The organism is Devosia sp., from assembly GCF_014860165.1.
In the GTDB taxonomy this organism is placed as follows: Bacteria; Pseudomonadota; Alphaproteobacteria; order Rhizobiales; family Devosiaceae; genus Devosia.
This window is the reverse complement of record NZ_JACZKG010000046.1, coordinates 1-18,690: the sequence shown is the minus strand read 5'-3', so window position 1 is coordinate 18,690 and position 18,690 is coordinate 1. Positions and strand designations below refer to the sequence as shown.

General features: G+C 60.5%; 23 protein-coding genes. 11 read left to right on the top strand and 12 right to left on the bottom strand.

Translation table 11 applies throughout. The features are described 5' to 3' along the window. The first annotated feature begins 364 nt into the window (after positions 1-364). Positions 365-1,372: a type I glyceraldehyde-3-phosphate dehydrogenase gene (gap, locus tag IH615_RS11015; protein WP_291361920.1), complete on the top strand. Its 1,008-nt coding sequence runs from the start codon at positions 365-367 to the stop codon at positions 1,370-1,372. A 52-nt stretch (positions 1,373-1,424) separates the two neighbouring features. On the opposite strand, the gene IH615_RS11010 is transcribed toward gap, so the two are convergent. Both IH615_RS11010 and IH615_RS11005 read right to left on the bottom strand, forming a co-directional pair. Then, positions 1,425-2,384, bottom strand: a complete 960-nt coding sequence (locus IH615_RS11010; RefSeq protein ID WP_291361919.1) for a YeeE/YedE thiosulfate transporter family protein — start codon at positions 2,382-2,384, stop codon at positions 1,425-1,427. Positions 2,385-2,418: 34 nt separating this feature from the next. Next, the gene (locus IH615_RS11005) at positions 2,419-2,826 is read right to left on the bottom strand and encodes a MarR family transcriptional regulator (RefSeq protein ID WP_291361918.1); all 408 of its coding nucleotides are present in this window, start codon (positions 2,824-2,826) and stop codon (positions 2,419-2,421) included. Between the two features lie 248 nt (positions 2,827-3,074). Here IH615_RS11005 and IH615_RS11000 point away from each other — a divergent pair, with 248 nt between their 5' ends. Both IH615_RS11000 and IH615_RS10995 read left to right on the top strand, forming a co-directional pair. Next, on the top strand, positions 3,075-4,091 hold the full coding sequence (locus IH615_RS11000) for a zinc-binding alcohol dehydrogenase family protein (protein WP_291361917.1): 1,017 nt from the start codon (positions 3,075-3,077) through the stop codon (positions 4,089-4,091). Positions 4,092-4,155: 64 nt separating this feature from the next. Continuing rightward, positions 4,156-4,449 (top strand): DUF1330 domain-containing protein, encoded by a 294-nt coding sequence (locus tag IH615_RS10995; protein WP_291361916.1) that lies wholly within the window; start codon positions 4,156-4,158, stop codon positions 4,447-4,449. Positions 4,450-4,623: 174 nt separating this feature from the next. On the opposite strand, the gene IH615_RS10990 is transcribed toward IH615_RS10995, so the two are convergent. Together IH615_RS10990 and IH615_RS10985 are read right to left on the bottom strand one after the other, a co-directional pair. After that, complete coding sequence (locus IH615_RS10990; protein WP_291361915.1) at positions 4,624-5,466, bottom strand: NAD(P)H-binding protein; 843 nt, start codon at positions 5,464-5,466, stop codon at positions 4,624-4,626. Beyond that, on the bottom strand, positions 5,463-5,924 hold the full coding sequence (locus IH615_RS10985; RefSeq protein WP_291361914.1) for a nuclear transport factor 2 family protein: 462 nt from the start codon (positions 5,922-5,924) through the stop codon (positions 5,463-5,465). Before IH615_RS10985 ends, IH615_RS10990 begins: the two co-directional genes overlap by 4 nt. A gap of 58 nt (positions 5,925-5,982) precedes the next feature. On the opposite strand from IH615_RS10985, the gene IH615_RS10980 reads away from it, so the two are divergent. Continuing rightward, entirely contained in the window at positions 5,983-6,615 is a 633-nt protein-coding gene (locus IH615_RS10980) for a TetR/AcrR family transcriptional regulator (protein WP_291361913.1), read from the top strand. Positions 6,616-6,815: 200 nt separating this feature from the next. Further along, the gene (locus IH615_RS10975; protein WP_291361912.1) at positions 6,816-7,214 is read left to right on the top strand and encodes a RidA family protein; all 399 of its coding nucleotides are present in this window, start codon (positions 6,816-6,818) and stop codon (positions 7,212-7,214) included. A 100-nt stretch (positions 7,215-7,314) separates the two neighbouring features. Here IH615_RS10975 and IH615_RS10970 read toward each other — a convergent pair whose 3' ends face one another. The 3 genes from IH615_RS10970 to bdcA all read right to left on the bottom strand — a co-directional run bounded on the left by IH615_RS10970 (position 7,315) and on the right by bdcA (position 9,503). Next, positions 7,315-7,719 carry a DUF1428 family protein gene (locus tag IH615_RS10970; protein WP_291361911.1) on the bottom strand — a complete coding sequence of 135 codons (405 nt, stop codon included), beginning with the start codon at positions 7,717-7,719 and terminating at the stop codon, positions 7,315-7,317. 286 nt (positions 7,720-8,005) lie between these two features. Further along, positions 8,006-8,659: an NAD(P)-binding domain-containing protein gene (locus IH615_RS10965; protein WP_291361910.1), complete on the bottom strand. Its 654-nt coding sequence runs from the start codon at positions 8,657-8,659 to the stop codon at positions 8,006-8,008. Positions 8,660-8,789: 130 nt separating this feature from the next. Further along, positions 8,790-9,503, bottom strand: coding sequence for an SDR family oxidoreductase (gene bdcA / locus IH615_RS10960; RefSeq protein ID WP_291361909.1), 714 nt, complete (start codon positions 9,501-9,503; stop codon positions 8,790-8,792). Positions 9,504-9,531: 28 nt separating this feature from the next. Here bdcA and IH615_RS10955 point away from each other — a divergent pair, with 28 nt between their 5' ends. Further along, a complete protein-coding gene (locus IH615_RS10955) occupies positions 9,532-10,182 on the top strand; it encodes a TetR/AcrR family transcriptional regulator (RefSeq protein ID WP_291361908.1) in 651 nt (216 codons plus the stop codon). A gap of 528 nt (positions 10,183-10,710) precedes the next feature. Here the strand turns inward: IH615_RS10955 and IH615_RS10950 are convergent. The 3 genes from IH615_RS10950 to IH615_RS10940 all read right to left on the bottom strand — a co-directional run bounded on the left by IH615_RS10950 (position 10,711) and on the right by IH615_RS10940 (position 13,062). Continuing rightward, positions 10,711-11,328 (bottom strand): NAD(P)-binding domain-containing protein, encoded by a 618-nt coding sequence (locus IH615_RS10950; RefSeq protein WP_291361907.1) that lies wholly within the window; start codon positions 11,326-11,328, stop codon positions 10,711-10,713. Positions 11,329-11,437: 109 nt separating this feature from the next. Continuing rightward, positions 11,438-12,379 carry an SDR family oxidoreductase gene (locus tag IH615_RS10945; RefSeq protein WP_291361906.1) on the bottom strand — a complete coding sequence of 314 codons (942 nt, stop codon included), beginning with the start codon at positions 12,377-12,379 and terminating at the stop codon, positions 11,438-11,440. A 47-nt stretch (positions 12,380-12,426) separates the two neighbouring features. After that, positions 12,427-13,062, bottom strand: coding sequence for an NAD(P)-binding domain-containing protein (locus IH615_RS10940; RefSeq protein WP_291361905.1), 636 nt, complete (start codon positions 13,060-13,062; stop codon positions 12,427-12,429). Between the two features lie 146 nt (positions 13,063-13,208). On the opposite strand from IH615_RS10940, the gene IH615_RS10935 reads away from it, so the two are divergent. After that, positions 13,209-13,775, top strand: coding sequence for a helix-turn-helix domain-containing protein (locus IH615_RS10935; protein WP_291361904.1), 567 nt, complete (start codon positions 13,209-13,211; stop codon positions 13,773-13,775). A 212-nt stretch (positions 13,776-13,987) separates the two neighbouring features. On the opposite strand, the gene IH615_RS10930 is transcribed toward IH615_RS10935, so the two are convergent. Continuing rightward, on the bottom strand, positions 13,988-14,887 hold the full coding sequence (locus IH615_RS10930) for a LysR family transcriptional regulator (protein WP_291361903.1): 900 nt from the start codon (positions 14,885-14,887) through the stop codon (positions 13,988-13,990). Between the two features lie 15 nt (positions 14,888-14,902). Here IH615_RS10930 and IH615_RS10925 point away from each other — a divergent pair, with 15 nt between their 5' ends. Then, positions 14,903-15,616 (top strand): NAD(P)H-dependent oxidoreductase, encoded by a 714-nt coding sequence (locus IH615_RS10925; RefSeq protein ID WP_291361902.1) that lies wholly within the window; start codon positions 14,903-14,905, stop codon positions 15,614-15,616. 159 nt (positions 15,617-15,775) lie between these two features. Here IH615_RS10925 and IH615_RS10920 read toward each other — a convergent pair whose 3' ends face one another. Next, complete coding sequence (locus IH615_RS10920) at positions 15,776-16,225, bottom strand: universal stress protein (protein ID WP_291361901.1); 450 nt, start codon at positions 16,223-16,225, stop codon at positions 15,776-15,778. Positions 16,226-16,548: 323 nt separating this feature from the next. Here IH615_RS10920 and IH615_RS10915 point away from each other — a divergent pair, with 323 nt between their 5' ends. From IH615_RS10915 to IH615_RS10905, 3 genes are all read left to right on the top strand, one after another. Then, positions 16,549-17,214, top strand: coding sequence for an SDR family NAD(P)-dependent oxidoreductase (locus IH615_RS10915; RefSeq protein ID WP_291361900.1), 666 nt, complete (start codon positions 16,549-16,551; stop codon positions 17,212-17,214). A 418-nt stretch (positions 17,215-17,632) separates the two neighbouring features. Beyond that, complete coding sequence (trxA, locus tag IH615_RS10910) at positions 17,633-17,956, top strand: thioredoxin (RefSeq protein ID WP_291361899.1); 324 nt, start codon at positions 17,633-17,635, stop codon at positions 17,954-17,956. Between the two features lie 145 nt (positions 17,957-18,101). Further along, the gene (locus IH615_RS10905) at positions 18,102-18,389 is read left to right on the top strand and encodes a DUF427 domain-containing protein (protein ID WP_291361898.1); all 288 of its coding nucleotides are present in this window, start codon (positions 18,102-18,104) and stop codon (positions 18,387-18,389) included. Positions 18,390-18,690 lie beyond the last annotated feature (301 nt).

The following is an 18,690-nucleotide window of genomic DNA, read 5'->3' as shown; positions in this document are numbered from 1 at the left end:
CTCGTCTGCCATTCGGCTCCAAAAAATGGCTTCGCCTTCAACCCCGTTGCCATACCCGTCGGCTATGGAGGCCGACGGCCGCTCGTCTTTTGATGCTAGCGTTCTCGAATCACCCGACGTGCCGCTGACCCTGCATCCGACCCTTGAAGCAGGGTGGTGCTCCTTCCTGCTTCAAGCTCGCTGGTGCCGCGGCCGTGTTGACGCTGGAGAAGCTTGTCGATATCTATATGCGCGACGCATATATAATGACTGATATGTCAATTTGTTATGACGGTGCGAGCGGCCGGGCTCGCCCGATGCGCGACTGGCGCCTACAAGGCCGATTGCCGGTAGACGGCCCGGCGCTGTGAAGGAGGAGACGCGCATGACGGTCAAGGTCGCAATCAACGGCTTCGGGCGTATCGGACGGCTTACGTTGCGTTCGATCATCGAGCTTCGTCGATCGGACATCGAAGTGGTCGCGATCAACGACCTCGGTCCGGTCAAGACCCTGGCGCATCTCCTGAAATACGACTCGGTCCATGGACCGTACTCCGGGGCCATTGAGGTCGGCCAAGACTGGATCGACGTCGGTTTGGGAAAGATCAGGGTGTCTTCGGAGCGCGATCCTGCGAACCTGCCGCATAGGGATCTAGACGTCGATATCGCGCTTGAATGCACCGGACTCTTCACCTCGAGTGAGAAGGCGAGATCACACCTCAGCGCGGGTGCTAAGCGCGTGCTCGTTTCGGCGCCCAGTGAAGGAGCCGACAAGACGATCGTCTACAAGGTCAACCACGAAACCCTGACAGCAAGCGACCTGGTGGTCTCGAACGGCTCGTGCACGACAAACGTACTCGCGCCCGTGGCGAAGGTGCTAAACGACCTGTTCGGCATCGAGCGCGGCTACATGACGACGGTGCACGCCTATACGGGCGACCAGCCAACCCTGGATACCGTCCACAAGGACCTGTACCGCGCGCGGGCAGCCGCGCTCTCGATGATTCCGACGTCCACCGGAGCCGCGAACGCCATCGGGCTGGTTCTGCCTGAACTTCGAGGGAAGATACACGGGTCGTCGATCCGGGTCCCGACCCCGAACGTGTCAGTTATCGATCTGGCGGTTACCTCTTCCCGAGACGTCTCCATGGACGAGGTGAATGACGCAATTCGCCAGGCCGCCGATGGCCCGATGAAGGGCGTGCTCGCCGTGACCTCCGAACCTCTGGTGTCCATCGATCTGTCTCACCGTACCGAATCTTCGATCGTCGCTCTGCCCCAGACCGATGTCGTGGATGGCAGGATGGTTCGAGTCCTCGCTTGGTACGACAACGAATGGAGCTTCGCGACGCGCATGGCGGACACTGCGGTGGCCATGGCGAAGCTGATCTAGAGCAAGTTCTGACTGCGGCTACCTATTCGAAGTGGCTGGGGACCTTGCTCTCTCAAGCCTTTGTCCCGTTGCTCCCAAACAATTTGGCGCTGACCACCAACCCGAGGACGATCGTCGCCGTCATCACCAGATACGCGGCGATTCCGCCTGGCGAAAGACCCGGCATCGCCGAGAAAATCAGCGCGTCGTTCCCGCCAGGTACAAGTGCAATTCCGACGCCCATCAGCGTTCCACCTAACAGTGATCGGAGGATGCCATGCGCCGAGGGCAACCGAAGCCGCAGGTTGCCCTTGCGGTACGAGGCGACGAGCGCACCCGTGATCGACGAGAGTGCAGCCAGCAATGCCACCTCACCCATCGGTGACATCGTGAGCGGAAGGCCGTGCTGGATCAAAGAGGAAATCGTCCAGGAAGGTGAAAGTGCGTATAGCGCTCCACCGGCAGCACCAAGTCCGATCATGGAAACGGCGAACGACCAACGCGGCTCCTTCAGCACAAAGCGTTTCATCGAAACGAACCCGACCGACAATGCCATGGCGATCGCGAAGCATCCAACGGCCACAAGGCTCGGGAGGCTGGGAGTGGAAAGGATGCTCGGCCAGGTCGCGCCGTGATCGGGCATCACGTGGTCGACGGCGATGATGCCGAGCGCCAGTCCGGGAGGCAAAGCCAAGAGGCGGATCTCCCCGTCCCCGAGCCGCGCAAGCGATCCCAGCAGGCACGTGTCGTTGACGAGCGCACCGAAGCCGAACGCGGCGGCCCCGACGAGCAGAACAGCGTGAATGTCCGTGGAAGCGGCCAGCGCGCCGCCCAGCGCTCCGGACCAGACCAGCGGGAGCGCAACCAGTCCGGCTGCTGCTGAAGCAGCCAGGAATCCGACGAACATTCGAGGAGGCCGTCGTCGCCGCAACTCGTCGGCAGCCACAACCAGACACGTGCCGCCCTGGTTCGCGGAATAACCGAACCAGAAGGCGAGCGCGCACAGGATTACTTCGAAAGCGATTGAACTCAATTTGAAGCCTGCCTGCTTGGTATCTGGTCTTGGTCTACGACGACGGCTCGCTCGTCGGATCCGCTGCAGAATCCTTCTCCGAGCAGGCTCTGTGATGGCGCAGCTGCGCGAGAAGTAGGGCCGATCGCGCCTTGTCCAATCCGTTCGCTCGCAGAATCCGCTCGGAAAGGGCGCCGAGAACGATCAGATCGTCGGGCGAAAGGGGCGAAAGGCATTCGGAAATCAGCCTCTCCCGCGCCTCCACGAGCGTATCGACCCATTGTTCTCCAGTGTCGGTCAGGTGGATGAAGCGCGTCCGCTTGTCGCTTTTTTCCCTTCGACGTTCCACGAGGTGCCGTTTCTCGAGTCTGTCTATCAGTCGAACGGTGCCTGCGTGCGAACGCCCAATCCGGCTTGCCAGATCAACGATAGAAAGCCCGGGCTCGTAGCGGAGGCACAGCATAGCCTCCGTCCCGGGCCCGTTTCGCGAATGTGCTGCGGAAGCGTCTGCGATGCTACCCGCAACCGCCAACGCAAGTGCTCCGAAACAAGATTTGGCGGCCTCGATCTCCATTGCTCGAATATATATGCGCGGCGCATAGACAGCAAGCGATTGGGATGTAAGATGTGTTATGGTGCAAGGCCTGGAGGCTGCCAGGACGCCCCTCTCAGTTATCCGCGTACACGAACCAACAGCATCAGGAGATCCGCATGAAAGCCGTGGGATACAAAAAGCCGTTGCCGCTCAGCGAACCGGACTCCTTCGTGGACATCGATCTGCCCAAGCCCACGCCAGAAGGACGCGACATATTGGTCGAGGTTAAGGCTATCTCGGTCAATCCGGTGGACTACAAGGTCCGGGGGAGTTCCCCGCCTGCAGACGGGGCCGAGTGGAGAGTGATTGGTTGGGACGCAGCGGGCATTGTCTCTGCCGTTGGTCCCGACGCTACTAAATACAAGGTTGGTGACGAGGTCTGGTACGCAGGGTCGATCATCCGGTCCGGCACCAATGCGCAGTTCCACCTCGTCGATGAACGGATCGTCGGCCGTAAGCCCAGTAGCATTGGTTGGGGTGATGCCGCGGCTTTGCCGTTGACGTCTCTGACCGCATGGGAGGCGTTGTTTGATCGTCTAGATGTCAACAAAGCTGTCCCCGGCGCCGCGCCAGCTATCCTGATCGTTGGCGGAGCCGGCGGGGTAGGTTCCATTGCCGTCCAGTTGGCCCGGCTCACCCCCCTGACCGTAATCGCCACGGCATCCCGACCGGAGACACAGGACTTTGTGCGATCGCTTGGCGCGCATCACGTGATCGATCATTCCAAACCTCTCAATGAAGAGATCGCCAAGCTGGGTCTTGGTGCTCCAGGGTTCGTCTTTTCGACCACGCAGACCGACAAGCATATCGACGCCATTGCCGACCTGATCGCGCCGCAAGGACGTTTCGTCCTGATCGACGACCCCAAGAATTTCGACGTCATGAAGTTCAAGCGCAAGTCGGTGTCGATCCATCACGAGCTTATGTTCACCAGATCCATTTTCGGTACACCCGATATGGAAAAACAGGGCGACATACTCGATGACGTTTCGCGGGCGGTGGATTTTGGCAAGGTACGCAGCACCGCGACCAAGAATCTAGGCGTCATCAACGCAGCCAACCTCAAGCTTGCACACGCACAACTCGAAAGCGGCACGACCATGGGCAAAGTCGTTCTTGAAGGGTTCGAATGATCGACGAGGGCTGGCTGCAGTTTTGACCGCCAGCGCCTCCCTCGACGAATTCCAGGAGACAGCAATGACCGCCTTCATCGTATTCACCAAAGAGCAGACCACCGATCAGGCCGAACTCGACCGTTACTCGGCAGAGGTCGGAGCCAGCTTTCCCGGCCATGATGTGCGATTCCTCGCCACCTATGGCGCTTTCGAGGTTCTGGAAGGGCCGCCGATTGAGGGCTCCGTGATCCTCGAATTCCCTGACATGGATGCTGCCCGCGCCTGGTACAAAAGCCCTGCCTATCAAGAAGCCGCCAAGCATCGTTTCAAAGGTGCTGCCTATCGTGCCTTCATCGTCGAGGGTCGATCGGTCTAGGCGGTCGTCCTCCAGTGGCCCATGACAGCCCACTTGTCATGGGACGGAATTCTGAGATCCGCAGACACGACGAATGTTGCCGCTGGCGTGTTCACTCACGCGTCTGAACAAGCCAGCGACCGTCCATCAGGACAGCATAAGTTGCAGAAGGGTCGTAGCCTCCCGCATGGTCGACTAGGAGACAGGTTTCGCCCACGCTCCGGCGCTTCTTGTGACGAAGTCCTGAAAAGTGCTGGCGGGGCGCCCGGTTACCCTGGTCACATTGTCCGTCGTACGATCTTCCGCTCCCGCAGCAATGGCACTGTCCATGGCGGCAAGCCCGATTGCGAAGCCCTCCGGCACTCCGAAGGTGACGAACCGCTCCGCCATCTGCGCTTCGCTCAATCGGCGATGCTGTATTTTACGACCGGCTGCCTGCCCGACGAGTGTGGCGACCTGATCATAGGACAGGGTCTCCGGCCCGGTCAAAATCAACTCCCCACTCTGGAAATCAGGTGCCGTCAATGCGACTGCGGCCACGGCAGCGATGTCTTCTGCGTCGATGAAGCCAACCTGTCCGTCACCTGTTGCCGAGTAGATGGCGTCCTCGCCGACGATAGTGGGCAAGTGCTGCTGCTCGGAAAAATTCTGCATGAACCAAGTCGGTCGCAAGACGATCCATGAGGGGGAATTGCTCCGGAGCCAGGCATGCACCTGACCCATCATCGGTCCACCTTCCTCGAGGGAGGATGCGCTGAGCAGAACGAACCGTGTGACTCCGCTTTGCAGCGCCCGCTGGAGAAAGGGCAACATGACGGAAAGGGGATCGACAGCACCCGGAGGCGCCACGAGGTAGACCGCACCAACACCATCGAGGGCTTTGGGATGGGTCTCGGGCGCCGTCCAATCGAAACGAACGCTGTCCGGTCCCTTTGCGGTTCGCAGAGCCAACCGGGGTTGAATGCCCATGCCGACCAGATGTTCGACGACTCGGCGCCCAGTCTTGCCGCTCGCTCCGGTAACAAGAATGCGGCTCATGACTGAACGCTCGGCGCATCCAGCACTGGAACTGCCTGGCCGAGGGCCTCAGCCAGCACAAGCGGGTTCCAGTAGTCCAGATAGTTGACGATGTATCCGTCGGCGACGGTGATGACCGAGATGTAGCGCTGGTTGTACGGCAGGCCTGTTGTCACGGCCTTGCCGGTGCACCGCATCTGCAGGATGAACACGCCAGGGGTCTGACTGGGATGAACCACGAGGTCATGGAATGCGTCGATATCGATCAGACCTGAAAGGCTTGCAAGATGCTGCCGGATCGCTTCGCGGCCGTTGAGACGGACCGGTTCGCCGGCCGTGATATAGGGGAACTCCATCACCCCGTCTTCAGCCATCATCTCGACGAAGCTGTCGGCAGCGGCGGCTAGGTTATCGCCCAGTGCCGTCCGGAGCATCACTGCGAAACTTGCCATCTGGTCTGGACTTGCGGTGGAATTCATAGAATACACTCCCTTTGGATGGAACGATAGTGTTCCGTCCGTATATAGGCGGTCTTGGATGATACGCAAGCGTTCCGACCAGATTGACGATGGAAAACCGCGTCGCCTGCCGAGCGGCGCTGCCATAATGCAGCCTGCGGTGACTGATGCTCTGACGAGGGCGCTGTTCGAGGAATGGGCCGAATTCGGGTACGTCGGCATCAGTCTGGAGCGGGTGGCGCAGCGGGCAGGGGTCGGCAAGGCCGCGCTCTACCGACGCTGGCCATCCAAGCTCGCCATGGTCGTCGATCGCCTGGAAGTTGTCGGGATCGATCTTGCTCCAGTGGTCGATACCGGATCGCTGGCCGGCGACATCACGGTCCTTCTTCTCCAGATCAGGCGTGTCCTCAGGCATCGATTGGTGCGTCGAATACTGCCGGACTTGCACGCCGAAATGCAGCGTAACTCGGCCTTGGCCCACGAGGTGCGCGGGCGCCTGCAGATCGAACGCCGTCGGCGGGCCGCGATCGTGCTGGAACGTGCGATCGCCCGGGGCGACCTGCCTTCGACGGTCGACACCAAACTGTTCAACGATGCCGCTGGGGGCCTGCTCTATTGGCGTCTTATCATCACGCGCGAACGGGCGGACCGCGTTTATATCGATGGACTGGTCCAATTCATCATCGCCGGGCTTCTTCCGGCGACGAAGTAGATCTATCGGAGTCAATTTGTGTTGAGACGCGAACGTGCGCGGTGTTGCCTGCGTCCGCCAACGAAGGCGCACGGAGCACAATTTGGCAACCTCGGTTTCCATAAAGGGAATATATATGCGTCATGCATATACATCAATCCATAGAGCGGCATACATTGGGACTCGCGTAAACCTGATACAGAAATGGAATGGAGCATCCGATGACCAAACGTGAAGCCATCTTGCCTGCCGATCGTCATGCCCTTTACGACGTTCATGGCTATTCCGCCGCAATCCGCTCCGGCGACCTGCTTTTCGTGTCCGGCCAGGTTGGCAGCCGCCACGACGGTTCTCCCGAGCCCGACTATTCGCAGCAGGTGGAGCGCGCTTTCGAGAACCTGAAAGCGGTTCTCGCGGCGGCCGGAGCCACCCTGGACGACATTGTCGATGTCACTACGTTTCACACCGACCCGGAAAAGCAGTTCGACATCCTCCTGCCTATCAAGAACCGATATTTCGACACCAAGCCCTATCCCAACTGGACGGCCGTCGGCGTCAACTGGCTGGCCGGCTTCGACTTCGAGATAAAGGTCATCGCCCGCATCCCTGCGGCTCAGTGAGTACAAGAACAACGGGCCGTCGGATCGTTCCGGCGGCTACTGACCCACTGTGGTCGTTCAGTTGCTTGTCCTGTTGCCTAGAAGCTGCCAGCCTAGTTCGTCAGCGTAGGTCGAACTCGACGTCAAATCCTGCAGCGATCAGTCTTCGGCCTTCGAATACCGGCACTTCATCCATCGTCGCCTGAATGCGCGGATCGACCACTACAGCCTTTACCGCACGGTCACGGACTTCTTTGCTCGGCCACTCTGTTATCGATATCACGACGGTCTCACCGTCATCAGCGCCAGTCAGCTTTCTCAAGTCGGGCAGCTCGCCGGCCGCGTAACCTTCCATGGCGTCGGAAGCATGAAAATCGGCATCATCAGCGTCCATCGATTGCCAGCAATCGACCACACGAACAGCACCATGCTCTCGATAGATCTCGGCAATGCGAGCAGAGAACGCGAGATAGGCTGCCTTGCGGTCCGTCCGCACCGGTACAATCGTGATATCATTGAACATCATGGCTCCTCCTCAAAATGTGCGGAGAGCATGAGATACCTCAGTCAGCGTGACAATGCCGGCCTTTTAAACCTGCCAGTTGCCTCTATGTTCAAGTGGAACCTATCCCAAGCCGGCGGACTGCATTCGACCCCATTTCGGTCGTTAGCAGTTAAGTTATGAAATGCCGAAATTGCCATCGTCATACGGCAATACCGGCTTAGCGACCCCATAACGATCTCGTAGCGCAAAACGGACACTGGCACCCTTCCGCCCGGCTAAACGGCCGATTGACCTGTCGTCCGCGCCATCAAATGGGGTTGTGCGGTCGCGCGTTCGCGAGGTTGGCAATCAGCTCTTGTCTGGTCTGTTGCGCGTGGGCATGCCAAGCCGGTTGACCCGGGCCGCTGCGCCATGACTGGCTGAGCGGGCTGTGATCCACCGTGTCGTAGCCGAGCTGGTCGTTAAGCCGCGTAACAAGGGCCACTGCTTCGGGGAAGTTGCTCGATACCGACAATGCATGACGACCGGGCGTGCCCGGTGGCGTCCCCAGCTTGAGCAGGCGTGGCGCCTGTATGGCAGTGAAAGCCTTGATGACCTTCGATTTTGGAAGTTGCGCCTGGCGCAGTTCGTGTTCCGTCTTTTCGCCCGACTCGACAATGGCATATCGTCCGTCGCGCCAGGCCATATAATTGTTGGTGTCGATCACGATCTTGCCCGCCAATTGCTCGGCTGGCATATTGTTCTCCAGTCTGAGCGGCACCGCGATGACGACGAAGTCGCCCGCCTCGGCCGCGCCAGCGGCAGTCGCCGCCCGTGCCGACGGTCCAAGCTCGGCGATGAGGTCACCAAGGGTTTCTGGTCCGCGCGAATTGGCAATGACGACCTGATAGCCGGCCGCGATGACCGCACGTGCGATCTGGCTGCCGACCTCCCCGGCACCGATAATCCCGATAGTGGTCATAGCAGATCCTCGACGGTGCGCAGTTTCAACATGATCAACATTCCTTTGCTATGCTCGCTGGGCGAATTGTACGGATGAGATCGCAAGAAACGAGCCGACCCAGAATTGGAGCGGCCCGTTCCTTGAGCGGTCAGGCGCCGAACGCACCATCGATGGTGTGCATCGCGCCCGTAATGAAGCCCGCCTCCGGGCCCGAAAGCCAGGCCACCATCCCGGCGACCTCCTCTGGCCGCCCGTGACGCTTGATGGCCATGAAGCTGTGTAGCATATCCTTCATCGGGCCATCTTCGGGGTTGGCATCGGTGTCGATCGGGCCTGGTTGCACGACATTGATAGTGATGCCGCGCGGGCCGAAGTCGCGAGCAAGGCCGCGCGCCATGCCCTGGAGGGCGGATTTGCTCAGTGCGTAGGACGCCATTCCCGCGACGGGCATCCTGTCGCCATTGACCGAGCCGATGATGATGATCCGCCCACCGTCCGGCATCTGTCGAGCGGCCTCTACCGAGGCGTGGTAGGGTGCGTGCACATTGATGCGCAACAGCCGATCCACCGCGTCGGGGTCAAGGGCAAGGGAATCTCCGAAGAGGCCAATCCCGGCATTGACCACCAGCACGTCCAGCTTTCCGCTGTCACGCACCCGGGCAATGACCGCATCGCGGTCCGCACTGTCAGTCTGAACGGCAGTGCTGCCGGTCTCATCTGCCAAAATTTGCGCCGCCTCGGGCGACCCAGAGTACGTGAAGGTCACCTGAGCGCCATCCGCCACGAAGCGCCGCACGATAGCGGCGCCAATCCCCCGGCTTCCCCCCAGCACCAGTACAGACTTGTCTTTAAAATCGGTCATCGAAACGCCTCTTGGAGATTTATGTAGTATGCCCTACATAAGCGATCTTGAAGTTAGGTCAAGGGATTTTGTAATGTCTCCTACAAATATATCGCCATCGCGCGGCCGGCCACGCCGTTTCGATCCCGACCAGGCGGTCGAAACGGCGCAGCAACTGTTCCACACATACGGCTACGATGCGGTGAGTGTTGCCGATGTCACGGGCGCACTCGGCATTAACCCGCCGAGCTTTTACGCAGCCTTCGGGAACAAGGCCGGTCTCTACCTCCGCGTTCTCGATCGCTATGCCAAGACCGGCGCCATTGACTTGGCTGGTATCTTGCGAGCTGACCGGCCGGTAGCCCAGTGCCTCATTGCCGTTCTTGAAGAGGCGGCGCGCCGCTACGCCGCCAATAATGGGGCGGTCGGTTGCTTGGTCCTGGAAGGCACACATAGCACTGATGCCGGCGCGCGTAGCGTGTGCTGCGCCACCCACGCAGCTGCCGAAGACGTGATCCGTCGTTACATTGCCGAGCGGCACCCGGAAGAGGCCGGGCGACTGACCGATTTCGTCAGCGCCACCATGTCCGGGATGTCGGACAAGGCACGCAACGGGCAAGACCTGGACCGTCTCCTCGCCACCGCCCGCTTAGCCGGACTGGCGATCGATCAGGCGCTGCCGGCCCAGGCTCTATGCTGAATTGTTCTGTCGCTTGGTCTTTGAAGCCGTGCAACCTGCGTCCGCAGCTATCGCGACAAAGTTGGTGACACCCTCGCCGCTGCTATTGGCATTTGCCGCGCCGGGGGCACCACCACATTCGAACCCAACGGGTCGAACGTCTGATGAAGTAATCTATTTTGATAGCTGCCAGTCTGGAGGTCCCAGTCGCCCGCCGTCGACTTCCCGCTTTGCGCACCGGCTGATCAAGAAGCAGACTGACCGCATACTACGCGAACGCATTATGCCGTCTGCGCATCGGCATGCGGAAGGTCAAGATGACGACCCCGCATTTTACAGACCGAGTTGCGGAAGCGGAACGACTTCTGTCTACCCATTTCGGCCATTCGAATGGGTATTGCAGTATCCCAAAAGATGCCGAAAGGCACCCCTCGAGCAGCTTCGAACCGCTGCTATCTTAAATGGACCGACTTGGCAGGCGGATGAGTGAGAGGCACCCCAGGGCGGCCCTCACTCAGTGATATTTAGACAAGACCGTGGTTCCCTAATTCAGCCGATATCGACTTTCATGGCAATGTCGAAGGTGCCAGCGCCGTTTCGCGCTAGACCGATCATCATTAGGCCGAGCCATTCGAGGGTCTGTGCCATTGGCAGGCCGCCGACATCGAGCGGGCGCAGATCGAGGCTCTCGAGGAGGCGCGAAACCTGCGCCTTGGCCTCCTCATTGTCACCGGCCAGGAACGCATCGAGCCGTCCGCCCTGGGCCAGTTTGCCGCCGAACAGGGTGTTTAATGCCTTCACGACATGAGCGTCGGCGGGGGAGGCCTTGGCGATTTCTTGCGCGCCGGAGCTGCCGCTGGGAACAACCAGGCCGGATAGATCACGGGCTATCGGGTTGGTAATGTCGATGATCACCTTGCCGGCCAGCGCATTTCCATAGTCAGCCATCACCGCGGATGCGCCGGCATAGGGCACCGCAAGGATGACGATGTCGCCTGCGGGCGCGGCGCCGTATACCCCCGTGATGGCATCCACCAGTTGGTTGGCCAACGCCTGGGCCTTTGCCTTGTCGCGGCTGATCACCTCGACAATGTGTCCGCCCTTGGCGATACGGCCGGCGACGGCAGCGGCCATACCGCCCGCGCCAATAATGCTGATCGTGCTCATGTGCAATTTCCTTTTCAATCTATAGGTGTTGATCGTTTTTCCGTACGGATCACGCCGTCACGGCGTGCTGTCCTGCAGGCGCAGCCTGACTTGCCCGCCTGTCTCCGCATCAGTCGGCAGAAAAGTAATGGCCGTTGTCCAAGTTGGCGAAGAGGCCTGGCTGCATGGGGTCCCAGCCAAGAGTCTGGCGCGTGATGGCGTTCGACGTCGGGGTGTCCAGCGTGACGAGATTGGCGAGAAACCCGAAATATCCCGGCAGCATCATGACATCGGCGGGAATAGGCACGGCCGGCAGCTTCAATCGCTCGGCAATGGCCTCGGCAATCTGGCGGTAGGGTACGGCGACGTCAGCAATCGCGTGCCAGTTCCGTCCGGCAGAGCCCTTTTCCAGCGCCAGGCGAAACACGGTGGCAAGATCGCGCGCGTGCACCGCCCCCCAACGGTTCGCACCATCGCCGGGGTAACCGACGACACCCTTTTCCTTGGCCAGCCCGATCAGCAGCGGCAGGAAGCCGGCGTGATCGGTCGAGCTGTGCATGATTTCGGGAATCCGCACGATAGAAGACCGGACGCCCTGCTCGGCGAGGCCGATCACCGTGGTTTCGACGATGTTGCGAACCCGCAGGGTGCCCTTGTATGCATCGCCGCCAGGAAGCGGCGGATCAAGCTCGGTGGCCGGCCGGCCCAGGCCTTCCCAGCCGGGCGAACCAACGCTTCCCGAGACGACCAGCGGCTTGCCACTACCCGCCAGTGCCTCGCCATAGGCCAGCATGACCTGCAGTTCCGCGGCGGCCATAGCGTTGATCCCGCCTGTTGGGATCAGGTCTTGCCGGTGGGCAACGTGGATCACACCGTCCGCGGCAGAAGCCGCCGCCTTGAGACCATCGAGATCCTCAAGGTTGCCGTGACTCGCCTTCGCGCCGAGTGCTGATACGGCCGCCGCCGCCGCATCAGAGCGAGCCAGGGCCGTCACCTCGTGGCCGGCAGCTATCAGATCGGCGATGATATACGGACCGGCATGGCCGGTGCCGCCAGTGACAAAAACGTGCATGGTATTGATCCTGATGGTGATGTTTGCGGGAGCCTGCGCGAATGCACTCAGACCGGGAGGCTGACGCCGATTGCGAAATTGGTGTGTTTGATGGAATGGGCCATGAGCCCGAGCGAAAGCAGGCACATGTGCTCCAGCGTCCGCGCCATGGACAGGTCGCCAATGTCCATCGCGCGCAGCCCGAGACTCTCGACGAAGCCTGCAATGATCGTCTTGGCCCCGGCATCGTTTCCGGCAAGGAAAACGTCCAACGGTTGGCCTGCCAATGAACCGCCAGCCAGGACGTGGGAGAACTGGGTGTTGAACGCCTTAAGGACTGTCGCGTCGCCCGGCGCGACCCTGGCGATTTCCTGCGCGCCAAAACTGTCCTTCGGCGTCACGAAACTCATCATGTCAGCGGCGACCGGATTGGTGATATCCACGAGGATCTTGCCAGCCAACGCGTTGCCATATTGGCGTACCACTTCCAGAACGGCGGCATAGGGCACCGCCAGGACGACGATGTCGCCGAGCGGTGTGACGCCGAACTTCCCAACCGTGGTGCCCGTGCCGATCTGTTCGGCCAGCGTCTGCGCGCTGGTGGCTTCGCGGCTGCTGACCTCGACCCTGTGTCCGGCCCCAGTGGCCAGTTTGCCGATAGCTGCTGCCATGCCGCCCGACCCGATAATGCTAATGGTGCTCATGGTGGTGTTCCTTGCCCGGGCTATGTTGGCAGTGCCTGAGTTGCCTTTTGGGCCCCGGCGCTTTAAGTAATGGATCGGCGATCCGTTTATTAAATGGATCACCGAACCACATATACGGACCACCGATCCATTTATCAAGGTAGTCGATGCGCGCTGACGCACAAAAAAATTATAGTCACCTCCTGGCGGTCGCCCGCGGGATTGTCACCGACCGTGGCACCGAGGTTTCCATGCGCGATATCGCTCGCCGGGCTGACGTTGGACTAGCCACATTGCTGCGGCATTTTCCGACGCGCGAGGCCTTGTTCGAGGCCTTGATGCGAACGGATCTGGATGCCCTCACGCAGATGGCTGGTGAGCTTGAAGCGACGGCGGCACCGGCCGAAGCCCTGCTGTCCTGGTTTACGGAATGGCTGGCCTTTGCCCAAGCTCACAAAGGCGCCGTCACCTTGATGGCGGAGGCGCACACAAATCCCGGATCCGCCCTTTACGCGTCCTGCGCGGCGGTGCATCTGGCGAGCGCCCATCTGCTCGCCCAAGCTCAGGCGGCTGGGGTGGCGCGACATGATATGACTGGGGATGACCTTTTCGGTCTGATGTCGGCCCTTGGCTGGCTCGTCGACCTGCCGTCGTTTGCGCCGCGCGCCGAGCATCTGTCGCAGATCATCGCGAGCGCTATCCTGACTCCCGGCGCCGGGGCTGAGATGCGATAGCAGGGACTGTGACCGGCAAGACATCAACCGGACGCTCCTGAACGAGAGCTTTAGCCTTCCGAGAATGCGCTGGCGCTCACGTTATTGCGTCAACTAACGCTTGGATGTCCGATTTTCGCAGACCGCATGCCCAAAAGCCGCCAGTCCGCATTCCACCCCTTAGCAGCAGGGCACGATCGATCGCATTCAGGCCACTGCGGTCGCCCTAACGATCAGAGCGACAGTCGGGCTTGCAAATCGTTGAGAAGCCAACGGCCGGCCGGGCCGGGTTCGTTGTCGACCCTGCGTGCGGCATAGATCGTCAAGTCGTCCGCCGGGTCGCGGGCGTCTTCGGCAAGATCGAGCTGCACCAGATTCCCCGCTCTGAGGTGCTCGACGATCAGATGACCTGGCATCCGGCACCAACCGAATCCCGCCAGCAAGAAGTCCAGTCTTCGCCCCAGGTCGACAAATCGCCACCGCGTTGCGCTGGCCAGGCCGTAATTATTCCCGTCCCGATCGACCGGATCGGACAGGACAAGTTGAACATGGCTTTCGAGGTCGTGGCTGGTTGCCGGCCGAGCGAGCGCGGCCAATGGGTGTCCAGCGGCGACTACAGGCTTCAGCGCGACGCGCAGCAGTGGCGAAGCCACGACATCGGGGGGCACCGCAGGTATCAGCACGCAGATGGCCAGGGCCACGTCGCCGCTGCGCAGAAGGCGCAGGGCGCCACCAAGTCCCTCGGTCGAGAAGCTGATGGGCAGATGCGGATAGGTCTGGTGCAGTCCGCGGAGGCTTTCGATGAGCGGGGCGGTCGGCACGAGCGGATCGATGGCCACTGCCAGTTCGGGTTCGACCCCGCCACGCGCGCCTGTCGCTACGGCTTCAAACCGTGCGGCGCTCGAGAGCACCAGCCTTGCCTGGTCGACGAGAACCCGACCTGTTTCCGTCAGTCGCGGTCGATGGCCGCTTCGGTCGAACAGAAGCACGCCTTGGGTGGCTTCCAGTGCCGCAACCGCCTGGCTGATCGCCGATTGCGCACGGCGCAATTGCCGCCCGGCCGCGGAGAAGCTGCCAGCGTCGGCGATCGTCACCAAGATGCGCAATTGGTCGAGGCTAATGCTGCCAATCATGTACCATCTCATTATATGATGGAGATGATCGATTTATTATCACTCCTGGTGGGGGGTTGGAAGCCCTATATGGTGATCATCTGTTCCGGCTGTTGCAGCCAAGAAATTGAGGACGCTATGCCCAATCTTCTCGTTGTCGAAACCAGCACGCGCGGGGAAGCTTCGGTTTCCCGCCACTTGACCAAACGTTTCGTTGCCAACTGGCAGGGTGAGAACCCAAGTGGTGTGGTGGTACGACGCGACCTGGCCAAGGACGCTTTGCCGCACGTGACCATGCCCTGGCTATCCGCGTATTTCACACCGCCGCAGTCCCATACATCGGACATGGTGGACCAACTGAGTCTTTCGGACACGCTGGTCGCCGAACTGCTGGCAGCCGACGAGTTGGTCATCGCCACGCCGGTTTACAATTACAATGTTCCGGCCAGCCTCAAGGCGTGGGTCGACCACATTGTGCGAAAGGGCTTGACGCTTGGCTTCGACGGCAAGGGCCTGTTGATTGGAAAGAAGGCTACCGTAATCTTGGCGTCCGGCGGGGTTTACGGCGAGGCCTCGCCTATCGATCACCTAAATTTTGCCCCGCGCTACCTTGAGGCCATCCTCAACGTGTTCGGCATCACGGACGTCAGAGTCGTCCATGGCGGAGGTGCCAAGGCCGTGGATCTGGGAGAAGCCTCGATGGAGGCGTTCGTCGACGCCTTCATTCCACCAAATCGCGCCGCTGCCTGATTGATCGGAAGCCGCGGGTCCTGACAGTCCCGCGGCTCCCACCGATATCAGGTTTTTCAAAATCGGTCACTTGTGCATGCGCTCCGCTGCTCCGATTTGGCTATTTCCGTTGCAAAAGCTCCCTGCCAGCCGGTCGGCAACCGACCGCGCGAGGCACCATCACTTGACGATGAGCACGGGAATCTTTGAAGCAGCCAAGACCGCTGCAGCCTGGCTTCCGAGAAGAAGTTTTTGCAACCCTTGTCGGCCTTGTGACCCCATCACCACAATGTCGCATCCGGCCTTTTCGGATGTCTCCAGTATGCTCTCGGCAGCTCTCTGTCTCGGTACATAGACGGCGGTAGCCTCTACGCCCATTTCGGTGGAGGCAACCAATGCGGCATCCAGGATCTGCTTGGCGTCCGCGGCATAGACTTGCTCCAGCTGCTGGATGATGACCGCCTTATCGACGGTGCCGAACCCACCGGTGCCCAAGCCTGTACCGATAGGGTCGGTAGAGGTGACAATCGTGATCTTAGAATTCTGAACTTTTGCAAGTTCAAGGCCAACCTTTAGGGCCTTGTTGGCGAGCTCCGAGCCGTCCAGTGCAATCAGCAGGTGTTGAAACATTCCGTTCTCCTATCGAGTGGGCTCGACCAGCTGAGTAGGGAATATGGTTCTCAGGGTCCCGTCAGACATCATTCGAATAACCTCTGAATCTTGGGAAAAGGCAAGGTTGATGTATCGCCGTGGGTACTCGCCTCGGGTCCGGGGATTTGCCTGTCCTGATCGGTGCGAGTGCCCGTGGGTTAAACGCTCATGATCGCGTAATCGGCACATAATTTTGGAAGGATGGAGCCGGGTAGCATTGGAGCTCCGAGACATTGGGCGATCTTGTTCTGCGTCTGCCGGAGGCAACTAACTATCCAACCGGGCGCATGGAAATCGATGCATTGCCCTGTTTCAAAGATCTGGTGCGGCAGAATGGCGTCTCGGTTCGCGCCGTCGTTGCGGATCTATCGACGGACGCCGGCGTGGCGCAGGTCGCCGACATCCTCAAGGCAGATGCCTCGGTCGACATCCTGGTCAACAACGCCGGTACATCGCCCCTTGGCAGTTCCACGGACCTACCGCAGGAGGTGATCGACAGGATGATCGCGGTGAACATCACTGCGCTGACTCATCTGTCTCGCGCAGCGCTGCCGGGCTTCATCGCCCGCAACCGCGGCACGATCATCAACATCGGGTCCGTCATGGCCTTCAATGCCTTCCCGATCACGTCGGCCTACAGCGGCAGCAAGGCCTATGTCCTGCTGTTCAGCAAGGGTCTCCAGGCCGAGCTCAAGGACACGAATGTGCGGGTGCAGGCCGTGCTGCCCGCCGGCGTCGCCACCGAGATCTACGACGGCAGCATCATGCCGCTCGATTCGATCCCGAAAGAGGTCGTCATGAGTGTCGATGATCTGGTTGACGCGGCATTGGCAGGGCTGGACAGCGGCGAAACCACGACCCTGCCATCGGTGGACGATGCGGAGCTTTGGGCGCGCTACGAATCCGCCCGCGACGCGCTCTTCGCCTCGACACAGACGGGCACCCCGGCGTCGCGCTACCGCGTATAATGCGAATAGGTCCCCGCTGTGCCTCGGCACGGTGGAGGTCCGCAACTCCGGAAGAGCGTTCAGTCCGGCCTGCCCTCCGTAGGAGCGGCCGGCGACTTCCACCCTACTGATCACCTGGTACTCGATGCTCGCATTGGCCATTGTCGCCAACCTTTGCGGTCCATCAGCGCTTCTTAGGGGCCGGCCATGCGTCGTCGGTCTTATGGATACGATGCCTTCAAGGAATTGGGAAAGCTTCGCCGGGACTATCATCTTGGGGCATCGCTCGGTGCGACAGCATCCGGCGACCGGACGTCTCCCTCCGATCCGGCGGCGGCGGGCTCTTGGGCCTGCCGCCCAGTCGGGGAGGTGGAGCCCATAGGAAGTGCTCGACGAGCACACCAGATCGACACGACCCAACTGAGAAGGCGAACCAACGATGACCGTCAAAATCTCCGATGCCTCTTTCGCGGCGGAAGTCCTCGACAACAAGGAACCCGTCCTGGTGGACTTCTGGGCCGAGTGGTGCGGACCATGCCGCGCGATCGCTCCTCTCCTCGAAGAGCTCAGCATTGAGCTGGCGGGCAAGGTCAAGATCGTTAAAATCAATGTCGACGAGAACCCAACGACCCCCGCAAGCTACGGCGTCCGGTCCCTTCCGACGATGATGCTGTTCAAGGGCGGGCAAGCTGTGGACGTCAAGGTCGGTGCGGGCACGCCCAAGACCGCCATTGCTGACTGGCTTGTACGCCACGCCGCCTAACTGGCTGCACATCGGCTATGGAAACAATGCGCGCCCGCTATTGGGAAATTGCCACGGCAAATGGTTTCATCCCGATGGGGGCGGCCGGGTTGGCTCTCGGCTTTAGCGATACGAAACGTGCGGCCACGTAGAAATGGAGATCGACATGACGATTGCGAAATGGAATGGCGTGGTGATAGCGGAGTCGGACAAAACAGTCGTCGTCGAGGGTAACCACTACTTCCCTCCCGAGGCAGTCAACCTCGCCTACATCGAACCGAGTGACACGACCAGCCGGTGTCCGTGGAAGGGTCTCGCCAGCTATTATTCGCTGGTCGTCGACGGCGAGACAAACAAGGACGCGGCGTGGACCTACGCCGAACCCTCCGAGGCGGCGGCGGCAATTAAGGACCACGTCGCGTTCTGGAAGGGTGTGCAGGTAGAAGTCTCCTAACCGAAGTTCTCTATTTCGGGATCCAGTCAAAATAGGCTGTGATGGTCGATCCACGGCCCTATCGGAACGCCGCAAAAGACTGGGTCTGCCTGCCGTGGACTAGGGTGGCACCAAATTGGAAATCGTCCAAACAGCGCTTGCAGCAGCCAAGCGCTCTGCCCGTGTGGGAAGCGGATGGCGACCGTTCCGGTCAAGTTAACGGGCGGCTGCGTGCATGGCGCGGCCATTTCTTTGCTTTGACGGGGGAAAGACCGCCCGGCGCTCTCTCCCCCGCAAGAGCTACAGCCGGGTTTCCCCATCC